Annotated in this window: 16 protein-coding genes; 6 read left to right on the forward strand and 10 right to left on the reverse strand. The window is 69.1% G+C overall.

Translation table 11 applies throughout. The features are described from left to right. The first annotated feature begins 285 nt into the window (after window positions 1–285). The 3 genes from BST38_RS06795 to BST38_RS06805 are packed head-to-tail and all read left to right on the forward strand — an operon-like array spanning window position 286 to window position 2,835. The gene (locus tag BST38_RS06795) at window positions 286–1,011 is read left to right on the forward strand and encodes an ABC transporter ATP-binding protein (protein WP_237160702.1); all 726 of its coding nucleotides are present in this window, start codon (window positions 286–288) and stop codon (window positions 1,009–1,011) included. Further along, window positions 1,008–2,021 (forward strand): aliphatic sulfonate ABC transporter substrate-binding protein, encoded by a 1,014-nt coding sequence (locus BST38_RS06800; protein ID WP_083142514.1) that lies wholly within the window; start codon window positions 1,008–1,010, stop codon window positions 2,019–2,021. The genes BST38_RS06795 and BST38_RS06800 overlap by 4 nt, the downstream gene beginning before the upstream one ends. Window positions 2,022–2,025: 4 nt before the next feature. Beyond that, complete coding sequence (locus BST38_RS06805; protein ID WP_083142515.1) at window positions 2,026–2,835, forward strand: ABC transporter permease; 810 nt, start codon at window positions 2,026–2,028, stop codon at window positions 2,833–2,835. 16 nt (window positions 2,836–2,851) lie between these two features. On the opposite strand, the gene BST38_RS06810 is transcribed toward BST38_RS06805, so the two are convergent. Continuing rightward, window positions 2,852–3,760, reverse strand: a complete 909-nt coding sequence (locus BST38_RS06810; protein WP_083142516.1) for an amidohydrolase family protein — start codon at window positions 3,758–3,760, stop codon at window positions 2,852–2,854. 4 nt (window positions 3,761–3,764) lie between these two features. After that, window positions 3,765–4,016 (reverse strand): CBU_0592 family membrane protein, encoded by a 252-nt coding sequence (locus BST38_RS29195; protein ID WP_420872514.1) that lies wholly within the window; start codon window positions 4,014–4,016, stop codon window positions 3,765–3,767. 98 nt (window positions 4,017–4,114) lie between these two features. Here BST38_RS29195 and BST38_RS06815 point away from each other — a divergent pair, with 98 nt between their 5' ends. Next, window positions 4,115–5,044 (forward strand): LysR family transcriptional regulator, encoded by a 930-nt coding sequence (locus BST38_RS06815; protein WP_083142517.1) that lies wholly within the window; start codon window positions 4,115–4,117, stop codon window positions 5,042–5,044. Window positions 5,045–5,086: 42 nt separating this feature from the next. Continuing rightward, window positions 5,087–5,530, forward strand: coding sequence for a pyridoxamine 5'-phosphate oxidase family protein (locus BST38_RS06820; protein WP_083142518.1), 444 nt, complete (start codon window positions 5,087–5,089; stop codon window positions 5,528–5,530). A 4-nt stretch (window positions 5,531–5,534) separates the two neighbouring features. Here the strand turns inward: BST38_RS06820 and BST38_RS06825 are convergent, their stop codons facing one another. Genes BST38_RS06825 through BST38_RS06860 form a run of 8 tightly spaced genes read right to left on the reverse strand, consistent with a single transcriptional unit; the run spans window position 5,535 to window position 17,332 of the window. Next, window positions 5,535–6,389: a class I SAM-dependent methyltransferase gene (locus BST38_RS06825; RefSeq protein WP_083142519.1), complete on the reverse strand. Its 855-nt coding sequence runs from the start codon at window positions 6,387–6,389 to the stop codon at window positions 5,535–5,537. A 10-nt stretch (window positions 6,390–6,399) separates the two neighbouring features. Then, complete coding sequence (locus tag BST38_RS06830) at window positions 6,400–7,197, reverse strand: cyclase family protein (protein WP_083142520.1); 798 nt, start codon at window positions 7,195–7,197, stop codon at window positions 6,400–6,402. Further along, window positions 7,194–8,699, reverse strand: a complete 1,506-nt coding sequence (locus tag BST38_RS06835; protein ID WP_083142521.1) for a phospholipase D-like domain-containing protein — start codon at window positions 8,697–8,699, stop codon at window positions 7,194–7,196. Before BST38_RS06835 ends, BST38_RS06830 begins: the two co-directional genes overlap by 4 nt. A gap of 26 nt (window positions 8,700–8,725) precedes the next feature. Then, window positions 8,726–9,718 carry a glycoside hydrolase family 6 protein gene (locus BST38_RS06840; protein WP_083142751.1) on the reverse strand — a complete coding sequence of 331 codons (993 nt, stop codon included), beginning with the start codon at window positions 9,716–9,718 and terminating at the stop codon, window positions 8,726–8,728. Between the two features lie 14 nt (window positions 9,719–9,732). Continuing rightward, window positions 9,733–10,371, reverse strand: coding sequence for a chemotaxis protein CheB (locus BST38_RS06845; RefSeq protein WP_083142522.1), 639 nt, complete (start codon window positions 10,369–10,371; stop codon window positions 9,733–9,735). Then, window positions 10,358–11,215 (reverse strand): CheR family methyltransferase, encoded by an 858-nt coding sequence (locus BST38_RS06850; protein WP_237160688.1) that lies wholly within the window; start codon window positions 11,213–11,215, stop codon window positions 10,358–10,360. Before BST38_RS06850 ends, BST38_RS06845 begins: the two co-directional genes overlap by 14 nt. Before the next feature lie 5 nt (window positions 11,216–11,220). Continuing rightward, window positions 11,221–14,736 (reverse strand): response regulator, encoded by a 3,516-nt coding sequence (locus BST38_RS06855; RefSeq protein WP_083142523.1) that lies wholly within the window; start codon window positions 14,734–14,736, stop codon window positions 11,221–11,223. Window position 14,737: 1 nt separating this feature from the next. Further along, entirely contained in the window at window positions 14,738–17,332 is a 2,595-nt protein-coding gene (locus BST38_RS06860; protein ID WP_083142524.1) for a two-component system response regulator, read from the reverse strand. Between the two features lie 286 nt (window positions 17,333–17,618). Here BST38_RS06860 and BST38_RS06865 point away from each other — a divergent pair, with 286 nt between their 5' ends. Beyond that, window positions 17,619–18,041 (forward strand): hypothetical protein, encoded by a 423-nt coding sequence (locus BST38_RS06865; protein ID WP_237160689.1) that lies wholly within the window; start codon window positions 17,619–17,621, stop codon window positions 18,039–18,041. Window positions 18,042–18,090: the final 49 nt, after the last annotated feature.

An 18,090-nucleotide genomic window follows, 5' to 3' on the forward strand; every position in this document is an offset into this window, starting at 1 on the left:
CACCGACAGCGAGACCGAAGAAGTCTTGACCACGCCTGCCACCCCGGGCGCCGAAGCCCTCCCGTCCGAACCCGAGGGCAGCGCCTCTTAGAGGACAGCAGCGGCGGTCGGCAAGCTTTCAAACCGCGGTGGCGAAAACTCGTGACGGCCCCGCGCGCGGCCGCCATCATCCCCCGAATGCCCGCGAACTCCCTGGCCACGCCCGAACGCGTCGCCGATCATGCCTTCGCGGTGTCGTTCCACGGCCTCGGCCGCGCGTTCGGTGCGGGCGGCGGTGCGCGGGCGGTGCTGCGCGACATCTCACTTGAGGTCGCGCCCCGGGAGATCCTCGCGATCCTCGGGACGAGCGGGTGCGGCAAGTCCACCCTGTTGCGGATCGTCGCCGGCCTCGACTCCCCCACCGTGGGAACCGTCGGGATCGACGGGACACCGGCGCGTGAGTACGACCCGCGCTGCGCCGTCGGCTTCCAGGAACCACGCCTGCTGCCATGGCGCACGATCGCCCAGAACGTCGCCCTGGGGCTGCCCCCGAAGACACCCGCCGCGCGGGGACGCGAAACCGTCGCGACGCTACTGGATCTCGTCGGGCTCACCGAGTTCGCCGGCCACCGCCCGCGGGAGATCTCCGGCGGTATGGCCCAGCGCGCGTCGCTGGCGCGCGCCCTGGCCCGCAACCCCGGCGTGCTGCTGCTCGACGAGCCCTTCGGCGCGCTCGATGCGCTGACCCGGCTCAAGATGCAGGATCTGCTGCTCGACGTCCACGCCGCCGCCCCGACCACGGTGCTGCTGGTCACCCACGACGTCGACGAGGCGCTGCAGCTCGCCGACCGGGTCATCCTGCTCGGCACCGAAGACGGCGTGCCCGGCGCCTCGATCCGCCAGACGCTGACCGTGCCTGGGGACCGCCCGCGCGACCGCGGTTCGGCCGAACTCGCCGAACTGCGCGTACAACTCCTCGACGGCCTCGGCGTCGAAGCCCATCGCACCACCTATCAGGAAAGCAGAGTATGAGACTCAAGGCGTACACCACGGCGCTGGTCGCGGCACTGGCATTACTGCTCACCGGGTGCGTCTCGGGCGAGAACCAGGCCTCCCAGAGCAGCGAGACCGCCGACGGCGATCTCGCGGGCCAGACCCTGAACATCGATTTCGCCACCTACAACCCGCTGAGCCTGATCATCAAGAACCAGCGTTGGCTGGAAGACCAAGGCCTGCAGGTCAACTGGGTCCAGTCGGCCGGGTCGAACAAGGCCAACGAGGCGCTGCGTGCCGGCGCGATCGACGTCGGCTCCACCGCCGGGTCGGCGGCGCTGCTCGCCCGCGCGAACGGCTCCCCGATCCAAGTCATCGGGATCTACTCCCAGCCCGAATGGGCGGCCCTGGTCGCCCCCGCGGGCAGCGACATCACCAGCGTCGAACAGCTGCGCGGCAAGACCGTGGCGGCCACCAAGGGCACCGACCCGTACTTCTTCCTGCTGCAGGCACTGGAGGCCAACGGGTTGAGCGTCGAGGACGTCACGGTGCAGAACCTCCAGCACGCCGACGGCTGGGCCGCACTGCAAAACGGTTCGGTGGACGCATGGGCCGGCCTCGACCCGATCATGGCCGGCGCCGAGCAGACCGGGGCGACGCTGTTCTACCGCAACATCGACTTCAACAGCTTCGGCTTCCTCAACGCCCGCGAGGACTTCCTGCAGGACAAGCCCGAGATCGCCCAGCTCGTCGTCGACGCCTATGCCGCGGCGGCCGATTGGGCCGCGGACAACCCCGATGAGACGGCGAAGATCCTCGCCGACGCCGCAGGCCTGGAACCCGCGGTCGCCGAGAAGGTGATCCGGGAGCGCAGCAACCTCGATGTCGATCAGGTCCCGGGCGCCACCCAGCTCGCGGTGCTGGAGAAGATCGGGCCGATCTTCGTCGACCTCGGGGACGTGCCGAACCAGCAGCAGGTCGACGACGCGCTGGCCTCGCTCGTCAACGACAGCTTCGCCAAGCAGGCCGACGCGACCCGCCTCGGATGAGGTCGTGACCGACACGGCCGTCGCAGCGGCTCCGCAGGGCACCCGCAGCGGCGGCCGGCTGAACCGCCGCTGGGTGCGGGCAGCCGGTGGTGCGCTGCTGCCTGCCGCCATTCTCGCGGTGTGGCACTGGGTTTCGTCCGCCGGCCTGATGCCGGTGTCGGTGCTGCCGTCGCCGACGATGGTGTGGCTGGCCGCGGTCGACCTCGCCGAGCGCGGCCTCTACGGGCCCTACATCGCGATCTCGACGCAGCGGGTCCTGGTCGGTTTCGCGTTCGGCGCCGCGATCGGCCTGGCGCTCGGCGCGATCGTCGGGTTGTCGCGGCTGGCCAACGTACTGCTCGCGCCGACGTTCGGCGGGATCCGTGCGGTGCCGTCGCTGGCGTGGGTGCCGCTGCTGATCCTGTGGTTCGGCATCGGCGAGGAGTCCAAGATCATCCTGATCGCGATCGGGGCGTTCTTCCCCGTCTACACCATCGTCGGCAGCGCGCTGCGCCACGTCGACGCCCACCTGCTGGAGGCGGGCCGTGCGTTCGGACTGCGGGGTGTGAAACTGTTTGCGACCGTGCAGCTTCCCGCTGTGGTGCCGTCGACGGTGTCGGCGCTGCGGCTCGCGCTGGCGCAGTCGTGGCTGTTCCTGGTCGCCGCCGAACTCATCGCGAGCTCGATGGGGCTGGGCTTCCTGCTGCTGGATTCGGGTCAGAACGGCCGCATCGACCGCATCTTCCTCGCGATCATCTCGCTGGCACTGCTGGGTAAGCTGACCGACTCGATCCTGAGCCTGTTCGAGAGGTGGGCGATCCGCAAATGGGCCTGATCACGTGGGCCTGAGCTCAGCCTGACAATGCGAAGAGCCGGGTGGCGTTGTCGTGCAGCACCTTCCGGCACCACTGGTCGCCCAGGCCGAGCCGCAGTACAGCGTCCACCGCGTGGTGGTACGGGTACGGGATGTTCGGATAGTCACTGCCGAACAGCACTTTGTCCCCGAGCGCGAGCAGATCGGCGTGCGCGGAGGCCGGGAACGGGTGCATCTGTTCGCTGAAGTCGGTGAAGGCCATCGTCGTGTCCAGGTGCACACCGTCATAGCGGTGGGCCAGCTCTAGGAAGTCGCGGTACTCGGGCATCCCCATGTGCGCGACGATCAACGGCAGCGCCGGACGGCTCCGCAGGATCTCGGCCACCGGCCCGGGCCCGGTGAAACGTCCTGGGGCGGGCCCGGATCCGGCGTGGATCACCGTCGGGATCCGGTGGTGTTCGAGGATGTCCCAGACCTCGCCGAGCAGCGGGTCGGCCGGTGAGTAGTCACCGACCTGGATGTGGGCCTTGAACACCCGGGCGCCGGCGTCGATCGCGCGCCGCACGTAGTCGGCGGCGCCGGGTTCGGGGTAGAACGTCGCGGTGTGCAGACAGTCCGGTGTCGCGCGTGCGAACTCGGCGGCCCACTCGTTCAGCCACGCCGCCATGTCCGGTTTGTGCGGATACACCAGCGAGGTGAACGCACTGACCCCGAACTCCCGCAGCCCCGCGACCCGGGTCTGTTCGTCGAGGCGGTACGTGATCGGCCACGGCCTGCCGGTGAGCGGGCCCGCCGAGTCGAAGTACGCCCACACCTTGTCCATCACCCGTTTGGGCATGAAGTGGGTGTGCACGTCGACGAGCGACGGCAGACCCAGCTCGTCGCGCACGCTGTGCAGCTTCTCCGGTTCGTGCTGGGGCGTCACCGAAGTGCGGTCGTCACACATCCCGTCAATGTAGCTGCGCGGTCTTCCCGGTGACGCGGCTCACCACGGTCATCAGCCCCACCGCGGCCCAGATGAAGTTCGACACCGCGCTCGGCCACGCCCCGTACAGCGCGCTCGCGCTACCGCCGAGCACCCCGCCGAGGATGTTCAGCGCCGCGTAGCGTCGTGAATTCGCTTGTAGCCGACCACGACTCACCATCAGATAGGCAAGCAGTGTCCCCACTGTCCCCACCCACCCCAGGATTGCCGCAATCATCTCGTTCCGCCTCCGTGTCTCGTAGCCGGTACGAGTATCGGGATGGGATGGGTTAAACACAATTGAATAAGAATGCACTGGCAGTTTAGTCTTTGTGAATGGATATCGACCCGCGACGGCTCCGTTATCTGCTCGCCGTGGCGCGGGCGGGCGGGGTGCTGGCCGCCGCGGACGAGCTGCAAATGACCCCGTCGGCGGTGTCGCAGCAGATCGCGCGGCTGGAGCGGGAGACCGACCGGGTGTTGATGACGCGCACCACGCACGGTTCGGCGCTGACCCCGGAGGGGCAGGCGCTGGCGGAGGCGGCGCTGCAGATCGAGCAGACGCTCGCTTCGGTGCAGGTGCGGCTGGAACGCGGGGACGCCGAGATCCACGGCACCATGCGCCTCGGCGGTTTCCAGAGTTTCCTGTCCGTGGTGGTCGCGCCCGCGCTGGCCCAGTGGAAGCGCCAGCTGCCCGGGGTGCACTTCCAGGTGTCCGAATTGGAGCCGGACCCGATGATGCGCGCACTCAAGGACGGCGACCTGGACGCCGGCATCGTCGAACTCGACGCCGAGGATTCCCCGAAACGGTTGCCGTCGGGGATGGTCGAGGTGCCGCTGCTCGACGAGCCGTGGAAGCTGGTAGTCCCGGCGGGCACGCTGGCCTCCGATGTCGCCGAGCTGGGCCGGCTGACGTTGCCGTGGCTCGGGATGGGTTTCTCCGGCGCGAGTGCGCGCGCGGTGGCGCGGCTGCGCCGGGCCAGCGGCATGAACCAGCCGACCGTGCACCGCTACTTCGCGACGCAGACCGCGCTGGCCCTGGTCGCCGCCGGCGAGGGGATGGCGCTGATCCCGATGCTTGCGCTGCAGGGTGCCCAGCAGGACGGCGTCGAGACCCTCGACGTGCCCGGCCTCGGCACCCGTCGCATCGTGCTGCGCAGCTATTCGCGCGGCAAGCAGGCCAACAACCTGGTCTCGGCGGTCACCGTGCTGCTCCACGAGGCGGTCGCGGCGGCGACCGCCGACGAGTCGGCCGTACCCGCCTGACCCGCCGGGAAGACGCGCACGGCGCCCGTGGTTGCGCTACCCATGAGCGCTGACGCCGATCCCCTGACCGATAATCCGCTGACCCAGGACGACCTCGACCTGCTACGCCGCCCGCTGTACGGGTTCTTCTCCCCGGCCGCCGCACCGGCACCGCCCCAGCCGCGGCCGATCTGGTACGAGGTCACCGCCGACCGGACGGTCGAGTCGTTCACCCTGCCCGACTCGGTGCGGGTGCGGCGGCTGCGACAGCATCCGCGCGCATCGCTGGTCGTCGCCGCCCCGGTCGGCGAGCGCGAGCGGTGGGTGTCGGTGTCCGGGTCCACGACCGTGCACACCGACGGTGCCGCCGAACTGGTGACGCGGCTCGCGCAACGCTATTGGGATCTCGGCGATCCGGTGCGGGTACGCGATCTCGACGATCTGCTCGCCGAGACCTGGGTGCGTGTCGTCCTGCGCCCGGAGAAGGTCGCCCGTTACCGGATGTGAGCCCTCACCGGGTCAGCCGCACGACGGCGCTCCAGGGCCGGTCCCGCGGTGGGCGCCGGGGATCCGGCTGGGGCAGCCGCGCGACCAGTCGCATGAACCACGGCAGCCGGCGCAGCCGTGCCGCGACGACGACCACCGACTCGATGTCGAGTGCGCGCCAACCGCGCTCCTCGAAGTAGCCGACGCCCTGCTCGGGCGCGAACTTGAACGGCGCGTTCTTGAGCAGCCCGCCGGACTTCTCGTTCATCCACTTCTTCAGGCCGGGCCCGGCGAGGTCCAGCATCCACCAGGCCACTTCGGGCCGCTCCAGCGCCCGCGCGAGGTCGTCGACGTCGGATCGGTCGAGGTACATCAGCAGACCCTCGGTCAGCACCAGCGCCTTCGCCGCCCCGGCCAGCGCGTCGGTGAGGAACCGGTCCCGGGCGCCGGGATCGGACAGATCGACCGGGAATCGCGTCACCCGGCACCGGGGCGTCTCCCCGGCGAGCAACTGCTGCTTCTCGGTGATCAGTCCCGGCAGATCCGCCTCCACCCACGCGAAGTCGGCGGGCAGGTCCAGCCGGTACGGCCGGGTGTCGAGGCCCGCGGCCAGGTTGAGCACCCGGTCGCAGCCGTCGGCGATCGCGTCCAGCACGAGGTCGTCGATCGTCTTCGTGCGGGCCACCATCCACCACCTGGACCGCATCATCCGCGGCACCGTCGCCACGATCTGGCGACCCCGCTCACCGGCCAGCCGGCCCGCGTGCGGATCGCGGAACACCGCGTCCGGCCGCTCCGACTCGAGCGCCCGATACACCGCCACCCACCGGGCGGTGTCCGACACGTTCGACACCACGTCGCCGCTCGCCCCTGTGACCATCCCTGCGCACCTAGGGGGTGTCGAGGATCGCGACCGCGCGCGTCCAGCCCGCCGACGCCTCGTGCACCTTGACCGGGAAGCACGACACCTGGAATCCGGTGGCGGGCAACTGCTCCAGGTTGTGCAGCTTCTCCAGGTGGCAGTAGCCGATGTCGCGTCCGGCCCGGTGCCCTTCCCAGATGATCGACGCGTCATGGGATTCGGCGTAGCGCCGCGCGGTGTAGGAGAACGGTGCGTCCCAGCTCCACGCGTCGGTGCCGGTGAGCCGAACCCCCTGTTCGAGCATGTGCAGCGTCGCGTCCCGGCCGATGCCGCACCCGCGCTGCACGTAATCGTCGTGACCGTACCGGGTTCCGGCGCTGGTGTTCACGACGACGATCTCCAGTGGGGACAGCGTGTGGCCGATGCGGTCGAGTTCGGCGTCGATGTCGTCCGGGGTGACGACGTAGCCGTCGCCGAAATGCCGGAAGTCGAGTTTCACGCCCGGCTGGAAGCACCATTCCAGCGGGACCTCGTCGATGGTGATGGCGCGCTCGCCGTTCTTCATCGTGGCCATGTTCATGGTGGACGCGAAGTGGTACGGCGCGTCGAGGTGGGTGCCGCAGTGGGTGGTCATCGACACCCGTTCGATCGCCCAGCCCTCCCCGTCGGGCAGGTCGTCCTCGGTGGCACCGGGGAAGAACGACAGCACGTCGGCGACGGTGTCACGGTGGGTCAGGTATTCGATCTCCGGGCGCAGTCCGGGCGGGTCGGACGCGATCCCGTCGCGCAGGGGTACGGAGATGTCGATCAGCGTGCGGTTGCTCACCCTGCACGAATACCGTGTGTCACCGCCGCCGGTATCCACTTTCCCAAAACCCGCCCTGTGACGCCGGTGACCAGCTTCCACGCGCTCTCGGCCAGCGACGGCGGCACGTGGTCGGGGTCCATCAGCTCGTTCTCCGCGAACGGGCTGACGTCGGCCTCCACCATGAATTCGGTGAACGTGCGCAGTGACCGGCCCGCGCCGCGCAGTGCGTCGACGGCGGCGACGAACGAATCCTGTTTCTCCAGTTCCTGTTCGAACACCTCCCGGGCGACCCCGAGGTGCTCGGCGACCAGGCCGTCGCGGGTGGCGAGGATCAGCCGGCGCACGTCGTCGCGCCCGTCGGCCGTCGACTCCAGCGCGACGTCGCACTCGCTGTCGAAGCCCAGCGAGCGGTTGTTCAGGTTCGACGAGCCGATCCGCAGCAGCCGGTCGTCGATGACCATGACCTTGGCGTGCACGTACACCGAGATCCCGCCCGCGACGGCGGGCCAGTACACGCCGAGCCTGTCGTGTCCGTCGGCGTCCCACAGCACCCGCAGCAGGCGCTCGCGGGCGCTGTCCATCGATTCGCGCTCCAGCCGGCTCTCCGAGGATCGCGGCAGCACGATCACGACCTGCGGCCCGTCGGGCTCCCGTAACCGGTCGGCGAGTGCCTCCACCAGCCCCCGCGACGCGAGGTACTGGTTCTCCAGGTAGATCACCGAGCGCGCCGCCGCGATCGCGGCCAGGTCCAGCGCCTCGACCTCGCGCACCTCGTCACGGTCCGGCAGCGCGGGCATCGTGCGGGCGACCCCGACCTCGACGTCGTGCAGCGCCGGCGCCAGCCGGTGCGGCCACGCGGACTCCTGTGCGGTCACCGGCGGCAGCTTCTGCCCTGTCGCATCGCGCCACCGGAGGCGAGCCTGCTCGCCGAGCACCCGTGCGGCGTCGCCGTCCATCACCGCGGCGACCTCGTGGCGTGGGCCGTACGGCTCCCCCGAGGTGTGTCTGCCGGGTTCCTCAGGCGCGTGCTCGCGGGTGTCCCAGCGCCCGATGGTCAGGTCGATCCCGCCGCAGAACGCCACCGAGTCGTCGATGACCACGATCTTCTGGTGGTGCACCGCACCGGTCGGGCGCACCCCGTCGACCGCGAAATGGATTCGGCGGGAGGTGATCTGGTTGAGCAGCGCGACCGGGGTGACGCCGAACCAGAATCCGTCGAGCGCGGGCAGCAGGTTCAGATTCGACTTGAGCAGGTACACCTTCAGGTCCCGGCGGGCCAGCAGCAGCCACTGCAGGAACGGGCCGAGGTGGTCCGGACCGGACATCGTGGCGCCGGTCGGCTCGAACGCGGTGCGGTAGTCGAAGTCCCAGCCGATCAGCATGATCCGCCGTTCGGCGCGCAGCATCGCGGCCTTGACGTGCGCCAGATAGTCGGCGCCGTCGATGATCGGCGCGAACCGCTGCGCGGTCGCGACCTGCCAGCAGGTCCGACCGGGCACCAGAAGCGGTTCGTCCGACACCGCTGTCTGCTACCCGGCTACCGGTCTCACCAACCCGCGTTGCGGGCCAGATCGATCGCGTTCTGCGCGATGAAGGTGCCCGCGCTCGGCGCTCCGCGGCACGCTCCGTCGGACTCGCCGGGCCGCTTCACCCACAGGAACGCGTCGACCTGCGGGTTGCCGGTGTTCGTGGTGGGGCGGGCGCCCAGCGCCCGGCCGCTCGGATTGCACCAGTACAGGTCGTCGCCCTCGACGGCTCCGACGCCGTTGCGGGAGGTGTCGATGACGTAGGGCTTGCCGCCGGTCATCCCGGAGATCGCGCCGCCGTAACCCATCGACTCCTCGGTGGTGAAGAAGTTCGCGGTGTTGAGGCTGAAGCCACGCGCCTTCGCGATGCCGACCTGGTTGAGCCGGCTGGCCATCAGATCGGCGGGCACCCAGCGCGAATGCCCGGCGTCGACGTACACCGCGGTGGCCGGGTTGCGGGTCAGCGTGTCGACGGCGTATCCGATCAGCTCCAGCCGTTCCTGCTGCTGCGCCGGGGACAGGCAGTCGATCATCGCGAGCGCGTCCGGTTCCAGGATCACCGCGGCCGGTCCGCCGCCGATCGCGCCGGCCACGCCGTCGATCCAGGCCCGGTAGGCGCCGGCCGAGCCGAAGCCGCCCGCGGCGTAGCTGCCGCAGTCGCGGTTCGGGATGCCGTAGAGCGCCAGCACCGGCAAAGTGCCCGCGGCCTGTGCTGTCTGGATGTACTTCGCGTCGACCGCCGGGGTCGAGATGTGATCCATCCAGTACGCGGTCGGGGTGTTGACGACCTCGGCCAGCAGCGGATCGGGGTTGCTCGCCAGCGCGCGCATCCCCTTCGACTGGGGGTTGACGTAGAACGGCAGACCGACCAGCGGGTTGGCGTCGCTGACCAGCCGCACCGACGATGCGGGCGTGCCCTCCAGCGGCGCTGCGACGGCGCCGGCACCGGCGACCGCCGCGGCGGCCAGGAACGGGGTGATCCAGCGTGCGGCTGCCCGGGCAGCGGAGAACATCACGAATCGGTAACTTAGTGCGGCTTCGCACCCAGCGCCAGTTGCTGCCCGAGCCAGCTGCCGATGCCGGCCGGATCGGCGACGTGGTCCGGTTCGATCCGGCGCGCCGCCGCGTTGACCGCGATCGGCGCCTCGCACGTCCCGGGAGCCTGCAGCACCACCCGCCCGCCCGCGGCCTGCACCGCCGCGCAGCCGGCGGCGCCGTCTTCGTTGGCGCACGACAACAGCACCGCGATCACGGAGGCACCGAACTCGGCGGCACTGGTGAACGTCACGTCCAGGGACGGGCGCGAGTACGCGACCGGGCCGTCCAGGGTCAGATGGGCACGCACCCCGGGCGCGGTCGTGTACGGCGCGATGGCCTCCTGCCCGTCGGTCGACGGCACGCGGCCGCGGCCCAGCAGAAGGTGGTACCCGGCGGGCGCGACGGTGACCGCCCCGCCGGGGCAGTCCCACGGGCTGTCGGGCGGTTCGCGCACCGGCAGCGGCGTATAGGTCTGCAGCACCTCGGCCAGCGGCGAGTACTCGGCCGGGCGGTGCAGCACCACGCAGAGCACGCAGGTGCGCAGGCCGGTGAGCGCGCTGAGTATCTGGCGTACCGCCTTCATCCCGCCGGCGCTGCCGCCCAGGACGATCACCTCAACCGCGGCCATGCTGACTCTTCACGAACAGCCCCAGCCTGCGGTCCACGGGGGCGAACAGCCTCTTCCCGGCCTCGGTGAGGCTCTCGCGCGGACCGATCGCGAGATTGCCGAACGGTGCCAGGCTTTCGCTGAAGATCTCCTCGACCCGATGCTGGAGCATCTGCTCGAAGTAGATGAACACGTTGCGGCACATGATCAGGTTGAACTCGCCGAACGCGCTGTCGGTCGCGAGATTGTGCGAGAAGAACTCGATCCGCGAGCGCAGGTCGGGACTCAGGATGCACCGGTCGTACTTCGCGATGTACCACTGCGAGAACGGCCGCTGCCCGCCGCTGGCCTGGTAGTTGCGGGTGGCGCGCACCATCGCGTCGGCCGGGTAGATCGCCGAGGTCGCCGCCCGCAGCGATTCGTTGTCGATGTCGGTGGCGTAGATCGTGGTTCGCTCGAGCAGCCCGGCCTCGTCGAGCAAGATTGCCACCGAGTAGGCCTCCTCCCCCGTCGCGCAACCCGCGATCCAGACCCTGATCCTCGGATAGGTGGCCAGCCTGGGCAGGATCTCACTGCGAATCTTGGCGAACACCAACGGATCCCGGAACATCTCGGTGACGTTCACCGTCATCGTGGACAACAGATCGGCCAGCAGCACCGGATCGCGCAGCACCCTGCCCTGCGCTTCGGAGATGCTGGCGAACTTGTGCCTGCCGACGAAGGCTGCGAGCCGCCGATTGCGCGACGCGTCGCTGTAGTGCCGGAAGTCGTAGCCGAGATGCTCGAAGACCGTGAAGAAGAACGCGTCGGCCTCGATGGCCTCCAGGTCACGGGATCGCGCCGGCTCCGGCATCTGCGCGGCCATCAGGGTCAGGATTCCGTCGCCTTGCGTTGACCGCGCGGCCGGCTGGCCAGCCAGACCCGCAGCACAGACGTCAGCTGGTCCATGTCGACCGGCTTGGTGACATAGTCGGAAGCGCCTGCCTCCAGGCACTTCTGGCGATCGCCCTTCATCGCCTTGGCGGTCAGCGCGACGATCGGCAGATTGCGCCAGCGCTGGTCGGCGCGGATGCGGCGCATCGCCTCGTAACCGTCCATCACCGGCATCATGATGTCCATCAGCACCAGCCCGACCTCCGGATGCGCGTCGAGGGTGTCGATGCCGGCCTGCCCGTTGCGGGCGGGCAGCACCGTGATCCCGTAGCGCTTCAGCGCACTGCCGAGCGAGAACACGTTCCGCACGTCGTCGTCCACGAGCAGCACGGTGTTGCCCTCCAGTGACTCGTCGATGCGGCGCGGATTGGCCAGGATCTCGCGCGCCGAATTGGGCATGTCGTCTGCGACGCGGTGCAGGAACAACGCCGTCTCGTCCAACAGCCGCTCCGGGGAGCGCGCGTTCTTCAGCACGATCGCCGCGGCCAGATCCTCCAACCGTTCGGTCTCTGCGGGCGTCAACTCGCGTCCGGTGTGCACGATCACCGGCAGGTGTTTGGCCTCCAGCTGGTCCTTGATCCGTTCGATCAGGTCGATCCCGTCGATGTCGGGGAGCCCGAGATCCAGGACCACACAGTCATAGTGGGTGGGGCCGGACAGTTCGGCCAGCACCTGCTCGCCGGTGCCAACGCAAGTGATCGCGATGTCGTCGCTCTCGATCATGTGCTTGACCACCTGACGCTGATTGGCGTCGTCCTCGGCGACCAACACGTTCCGCGGGCCCGGCTTCAGGAAATCCGCGGTCGAGGTGAACATCGAACGCAGATCGGCGATCTCGGCGGGTTTGTTCAGCGTGTGGATCGCGCCCATCCGGCGGCCGCGGCCGTCGTCGTCGGTACCGGACACCACGTTGACCGGGATGTGCCGGGTGGCCAGGTCGTGTTTGAGCACGTCGAGCACCACCCACCCGGCCATGTCAGGGAGCCCGATGTCGAGTGTGATCGCCGCCGGCTGGTGTTCTTTGGCCAGCGCCAACGCTTTTCGCCCGCTCGAGGTCACCACGGACGCGAACCCGGCCTCGGCCGCGAGTTCGGCGAGCATCCGGGCGAAGGTGGGGTCGTCCTCGACGATCAGCAGCACGGGCTTGCCGCCCTGCGGCCACTGCACATCGGAGACGTCGACGGTGCCGAACCGGTCGGTGAGGTCGGTGTCGATGTCGGTCTGGCCGTCGGTCTCGACGGCGGGCCGGGCCGCTGCGGCGGCCGGCCGCGATCCGCGGGGCATCGTCGTGCGCCGTTCCGATGCCCGTGCGGCGGGGGCCTCGACGGGCAGGTAGCAGGTGAACGTCGAGCCCTGCCCCAGCGTGCTGCGCAGTGCGATGTCACCGCCCAGGTGACGGGCCAGCTCACGGCTGATCGCCAGACCGAGCCCGGTGCCGCCGTACTGTTTCGCCGAGCCCCGGCCCGCCTGCTGGAAGGACTCGAAGATCAGGTGGTGGTCCTTCTCGTCGATACCGATCCCGGTGTCGACGACCGCCAGCGAAAGATACCGTTCGCCGGGGCGGCCATCGGTGTCGTCGGCACCGGAGATCCGCACGGTGACCGAGCCCTCGTCGGTGAACTTGATCGCGTTGGCGACCAGGTTCTTCGCGATCTGCTTGACCCGGGTGTAGTCACTGGTGAGGCGCGGTGGCGCGGCCGGGTCGACGACAACCCCGAACTCGATGTTCTTGTCCTCGGCCATGTGCCGGAACGTGCGCTCCAGGAACGTGACCAGTCCGGCGACCTCGATCGGCTCCGTCTCCACGCGCAGCGACCCGGATTCGACCTTGGCCAGGTCGAGAACCTCGTCGATCAGGTTGAGCAGGTCCTTGCCGGACTGCTGGATCGTCTCGGCGAACTCGTGCTGCCTGGGGTTGAGCGGTTCGTCGGACTCGGTCAGCAGACCGGCCAGGATCAGGATGCTGTTCAGCGGGGTGCGCAGTTCGTGAGACATGTTGGCGAGAAATTCCGATTTGTACCGCGAGGACACGGCCAGTTCCTCGGCCTTGGCCTCCAGCGAAGCGCTGAGGTGCTGCAGCTCCTCGTTCTTCTCCTCCAGCGCCCGCGCCTGTGCCTCAAGGCGTTCCGAGCTCGCGCGCAGTTCCTCTTTCTGGGTGCGCAGCTCCTCGGTGGTCTCCTCCAGCTCGGCGTTCTGCGCCGACAGCAGATCCTCGCGCTGCGTGAGCTGTTCGTTGGCGGCGCGCAGCTCCTCTTCCTGGGTCTGCAACTCCTCGGTCTGGGCTTGCGAGATGCGCAGCAGGTCACGGGTTTTCTGCGCCGACTCGATCGCGCTGAGTGCGACGCCCGCGCCCAGCGCGATGCTCTCCAACAGCTCGACGTCGTCTGCGGAGAACAGCCGCAGGCCCGCGAGCTCGATGACGCCGAGCACCTCGTGCTCGAATTTGATCGGCACCAGGATCAGCGACATCGGCTCGGTCTTGCCCAGCCCGGACACGACCTCGACGTAGTCCGCCGGGGCGCCGGTCACCTCGATCCTGCTGCCCTCCAGCGCGCACTGCCCGACCAGACCCTCGCCGAACCCGTACGAGTTGGGCAGGCCCTTACGGCGCTGGAACGCATACGACGCCGTGAGCGCGAAGCGTCCCGGCTCGTCGGGCTGCTGCAGATACAGCGCGGCGTGCTTGGCGTCGACGGCCTTTGCGCTTCCGGTCAGGATGATCCCGCTGGCAGCGGCGAGGTCGTCGACGCTCTGCACCTCGGTCATCAGCTCGGCCTGAATCTCCTTGGAGCGGCGGGCCTTCTCGTTCGCCGACGCCGACGCGGTGACCGTGCGGTGGATGTTGCGGCTGGTCAACACCATCATCACCCCGAGCGCGACGACGATCACGCTGACGAACGTCCACAGGAACGCCCGCGAAGCGCTGATCGACGCCGACGCACGCTGGTTGACCTCGTCGACGGTGCGGGCGGTCTCCTGTTCGATCTGGTCGAGTTGGCTTGCCAGCTCCGCTGTCTGGGCGTCGATGCCGATGGCCGACACCGCCGCGTCACCGGCGTTGCCGATGTTGTCCAGCTCGTCCCGGTAGTTGCGCCGGAACGTCTCCCAGCTGGTCACCGCCTGCTGGTATTGCCTGCGGATGCCGTCGTCGTTGGTGGTCTGCGCGGCCGAGCGCAGATCGGTGTCGATGGAGCTGTCCAGTCCGTCCAGCTGGGCCTGCAGCCGGGTGCGCTGCCCGGTATCGGTGGTCGCCAGCAGCTGGCTGTACGCGGCGAGCAGGCTCTGCAGGTCCCGGTCGGCGTCGAGCGCGGTGACCTGCGCCTCTCGCGCGAGCTGGCGCTGTTCGTACAGCGCAGAGATACGGTTGGTCTGAACCGTGTACAGCGTGTTGGCGGTGATGATCGCCACCAGCGCCGCGCCGCACAGGATCGCCAGTCGGGTCGCGAGCCTCATGTCACCCCAGTCTCGTCAGATAGTCGCCCAGCTCGGCCACCTCGATGGGCGGTGAGTACAGGAAGCCCTGCTGCAGAACGCATCCCGCGTCCCGCAGCCAGTCGGCCTGCTGCTGTTGCTCCACACCCTCGGCGATGACGTCGACCTGCATGCACTGCGCGACCGCGATCTGGCTGCGCACCAGCCGCTGCGCCAGTTCGTCGTGGTGGACCTCGGCGATGAACGACCGGTCGATCTTGAGCCAGTCGACCGGGACGTGCATCAGGTTGGTCATGCTGGCGTGCTCGACGCCGAAATCGTCCATCGCCAGACTGAATCCGTAATCACGGGCCCCGCGCAGCGCGAGGTGTGCGGGCGCCGGGTCCCGGTTGAACGCCCGTTCCGTCAGTTCCAGGCAGACCCGCTGCGGTGCGATCGCGTGGCTGCGGTGCACGGTGATCAGATGGTCGAGGAAGGTGCTGTCGAGCACCTGGTCCGGGGATACGTTGACGTGCAGCTTCAGGTCGTCCCTGCCGAGCGCCGCGTAGTCCGCGAAGCTGCGGGCCAGCACCCAGCGGCCCAGCGGTGCCGCCTGGCCGGAATCCTCTGCCAGCGAGACGATCTCGGTTGCCGGAATCTCGTCGCCCGCCAGCCGCCAGCGGACCAGCGCCTCGACCCCGAACAGCGCACCGGTCGCGGCGTTGACGATCGGCTGGTAGACCATGCGCAGATCCGACCGGGCGATCGCGTCGATCACCTCCGCGCGCAGGTTGACCTTGCCCTGCTGGCGGGAGCCGATCGCGTCGGTGTAGAGCACGCACACCCGGGACCGGCTCTTCTTGGCTTCGAACATCGCCATGTCGGCCTGGGTCAGCAGCTCCTCGGGAGTGTGTGCGGTGGCCCCCAGACATGCGATGCCCATGCTGATCGACGGGCGCAGCACCGCGTTGCCGCAGTGCACCGGTTGGGACTGCACGAGCTCGAGGATCCGGTCCCCGGCGGCGGCGGCCGCCGCCGCCGACCGCACCTCCTCGAAGACCACGACGAACTCGTCGCCGCCGATGCGGCACACCAGGGTGTCCTCGCTGACCGCCGAACGCAGCCGGGCCGCCACCTCCAGCAGCAGCTCGTCACCGGTGTCGTGGCCATAGGTGTCGTTGACCGCCTTGAAGTGGTTGACGTCCAGATACAGCAGCGCCACCAGATCCGCGGTGGCGCTGCGCTGGCGCGCGAGCGCGGCCAGGCGATCGTTGAGTTGACGGCGGTTCGCCAGGTCGGTGAGCGGGTCGTGGCTGGCCAGGTGCCGGATCTCGGTCTGGGCGTGTTTGATCTCCGTCAGGTCGTGGACCACGACGGCCACCAGCAGATCGACGGAGTCGCCGATCGGCGACATCGTGATCATCACCTCGACGTGGCGCCCGTCATGGGCGGCCAGCGTCATCTCCAGCGTGACCGCCTGCCGGGTCGTCAACGCGTCATCGAGGTGCTCCTGCATGCGTTGCCGCTCGGCGGGGACGGCGAGATCGCAGATGGACATGCCGAGCAACTCGTCGTTGTCAGCGCCGGCTGTGCTGTCGCCGCCCGCGGTGAACAGCGCGACGGCGGCCTTGTTGCAGCTGCGGATCACACCGGCGACGTCGACGGCCAGGATCGCGTCGCCGGTGGCCTGCATGACCGCGGCGTATTCGGCCTGCACCCGGTACAGCGTCGCGTTGGAGATCGCCAGCGCCGCGGCGGCGGAAGCGCCGCGGAACAACACGGATTCGGTCTCGGTGAAGGCCGGCCCGTCAGCCCTGCCGACACAGACCACCCCGAATCGCTGGCTGCGTGCGGTCAATTCCTCGATCATCACCGCCTGATACGCGGTCGCCTCCCGGATCCGGGCCGCGTCGGATCCGGCCATCAACGCGCGCAGCAGTTCCGCCGCCCCGGGAGATTCGTTGTGCGACAACGACTCGTGCCATCCGTGGTCCGGTGTCGGAAGCCGAAGCACGCATTCGGCGTCGAACATCTGGCTGAGTTCGGTGACGATCGTGCGCTCGAGCGACGCCAGATCGATGCTGGCCTCCGCGAAGATGTTGGTCAGCCGCTCCCGGCGCCGGGTGATGGCCAGTTCGTCGCGCTGCCGGACCTCGGCGGCGCGGGCCGTCTGCAGCTGCTGCTCGTGCAGTCGGGCGGCCTCGCTGCGTAGCCGGGCGAACGACCGGTCGAGCTCGAGCAACGCCTTCACCTTGGCGTAGAACACCTGCCGGGACACCGGCTTGACCAGGAAGTCGACCGCGCCCAGATCGTAGCCCCGGTGCAGGTCGCCGGCCTCGGCCTGGCCGGTCAGGAAGATGATCGGCGTCGAGGCCATCTCCTCGACGTCCCGAATCAGCTGGGCGGTCTCGAAACCGCCCATCCCCGGCATGTTGATGTCGAGCACGATCACGGCGACCTGGCGTTCCAGCAGCATCGTGAGCGCCTCTTCGCCGGATCCCGCCTGCGCGATGTCGCAGTCCAGCGGCGTGAGGACAATGCACAGAAGTTCACGGAGCCGGGTGTCGTCATCGACGACCAGCACCGTCTGCCGGTCACCGGTCGTGGATTCCTCGCCGGTCGGCGCAGGGGTCGTCATCTGTCCCGGCGCCCCTCCTGGGGCACGCACCTCGACTTGCAAACCCGCCGTCCCCTACGAGAATCCCACTCGTGCCTGTTCTGCGCCGCAAAACGCCGTGGCGGTATCCGACTCACGAAGCATAGAGCGCATTCCCGGAATTGGGCGGGCAACTGAGGATAGTTCGCCACGATTCGAAAACGCCGGTGTTTTCAGAGGCTGTTTTTTCAGTGGCCGCTGTTTTTGTGGGCCCTGTTTCTGTGGGCCCGCACCGGGGAATGCGCCGCCGGTGACTCCCGTACGCGCGGTGACCCCCGAAACGCTCGGCGCGTGGGTGATCAAGTGCAACGCCCGCGTCACGGCCGTCGACCCGATGCTGACCGCCGGGACGGCCAATTCGCGATGGTGCATCGCGGACAATTACCGCTCGCAGCTGATCCGCCCGGGCCAGCGCGTGCTGTTGTGGGTCTCGGCGCATCCGCAGCGCGGATTCTGGGGCGCCGGGCGGATCACGGGTCCCCCGTCGGCCGGCGATGGCCGGCTGTCGGTCCCGGTGCACCTACCGCTGTTCACCGAGCCGCTGACGGCGTCGGAGTTGTCCGCCGTGGACGGAGTGCGGGCGATGGAGGTCTTCCGCTCGCCGCAGCAGGCCAACCCGTCGTGGGTCAGCCGAACCGAGCTGACCGTGCTCGACCCGCTGCTGGCGCGGTTGAACATCAGCCGCGGTTGAATTTCAGTACAGCGGGCACTGCAGTGGAATACCGCGACCGGCACACAGA

It is taken from the genome of Mycolicibacterium parafortuitum (assembly GCF_002086815.1).
In the GTDB taxonomy this organism is placed as follows: domain Bacteria; phylum Actinomycetota; class Actinomycetes; order Mycobacteriales; family Mycobacteriaceae; genus Mycobacterium; species Mycobacterium parafortuitum.

Bases quoted from the DNA above. Each gene is read 5' to 3' on its own strand.
- BST38_RS06800 (WP_083142514.1), top strand. From the start codon at position 1,008: ATGAGACTCAAGGCGTACACCACGGCGCTGGTCGCGGCACTGGCATTA.
- BST38_RS06810 (WP_083142516.1), bottom strand. From the start codon at position 3,760: ATGTGTGACGACCGCACTTCGGTGACGCCCCAGCACGAACCGGAGAAG.
- BST38_RS29195 (WP_420872514.1), bottom strand. From the start codon at position 4,016: ATGATTGCGGCAATCCTGGGGTGGGTGGGGACAGTGGGGACACTGCTT.
- BST38_RS06815 (WP_083142517.1), top strand. From the start codon at position 4,115: ATGGATATCGACCCGCGACGGCTCCGTTATCTGCTCGCCGTGGCGCGG.
- BST38_RS06820 (WP_083142518.1), top strand. From the start codon at position 5,087: ATGAGCGCTGACGCCGATCCCCTGACCGATAATCCGCTGACCCAGGAC.
- BST38_RS06825 (WP_083142519.1), bottom strand. From the start codon at position 6,389: ATGGTCACAGGGGCGAGCGGCGACGTGGTGTCGAACGTGTCGGACACC.
- BST38_RS06840 (WP_083142751.1), bottom strand. From the start codon at position 9,718: ATGTTCTCCGCTGCCCGGGCAGCCGCACGCTGGATCACCCCGTTCCTG.
- BST38_RS06845 (WP_083142522.1), bottom strand. From the start codon at position 10,371: ATGGCCGCGGTTGAGGTGATCGTCCTGGGCGGCAGCGCCGGCGGGATG.
- BST38_RS06850 (WP_237160688.1), bottom strand. From the start codon at position 11,215: ATGGCCGCGCAGATGCCGGAGCCGGCGCGATCCCGTGACCTGGAGGCC.
- BST38_RS06855 (WP_083142523.1), bottom strand. From the start codon at position 14,736: ATGAGGCTCGCGACCCGACTGGCGATCCTGTGCGGCGCGGCGCTGGTG.
- BST38_RS06860 (WP_083142524.1), bottom strand. From the start codon at position 17,332: ATGACGACCCCTGCGCCGACCGGCGAGGAATCCACGACCGGTGACCGG.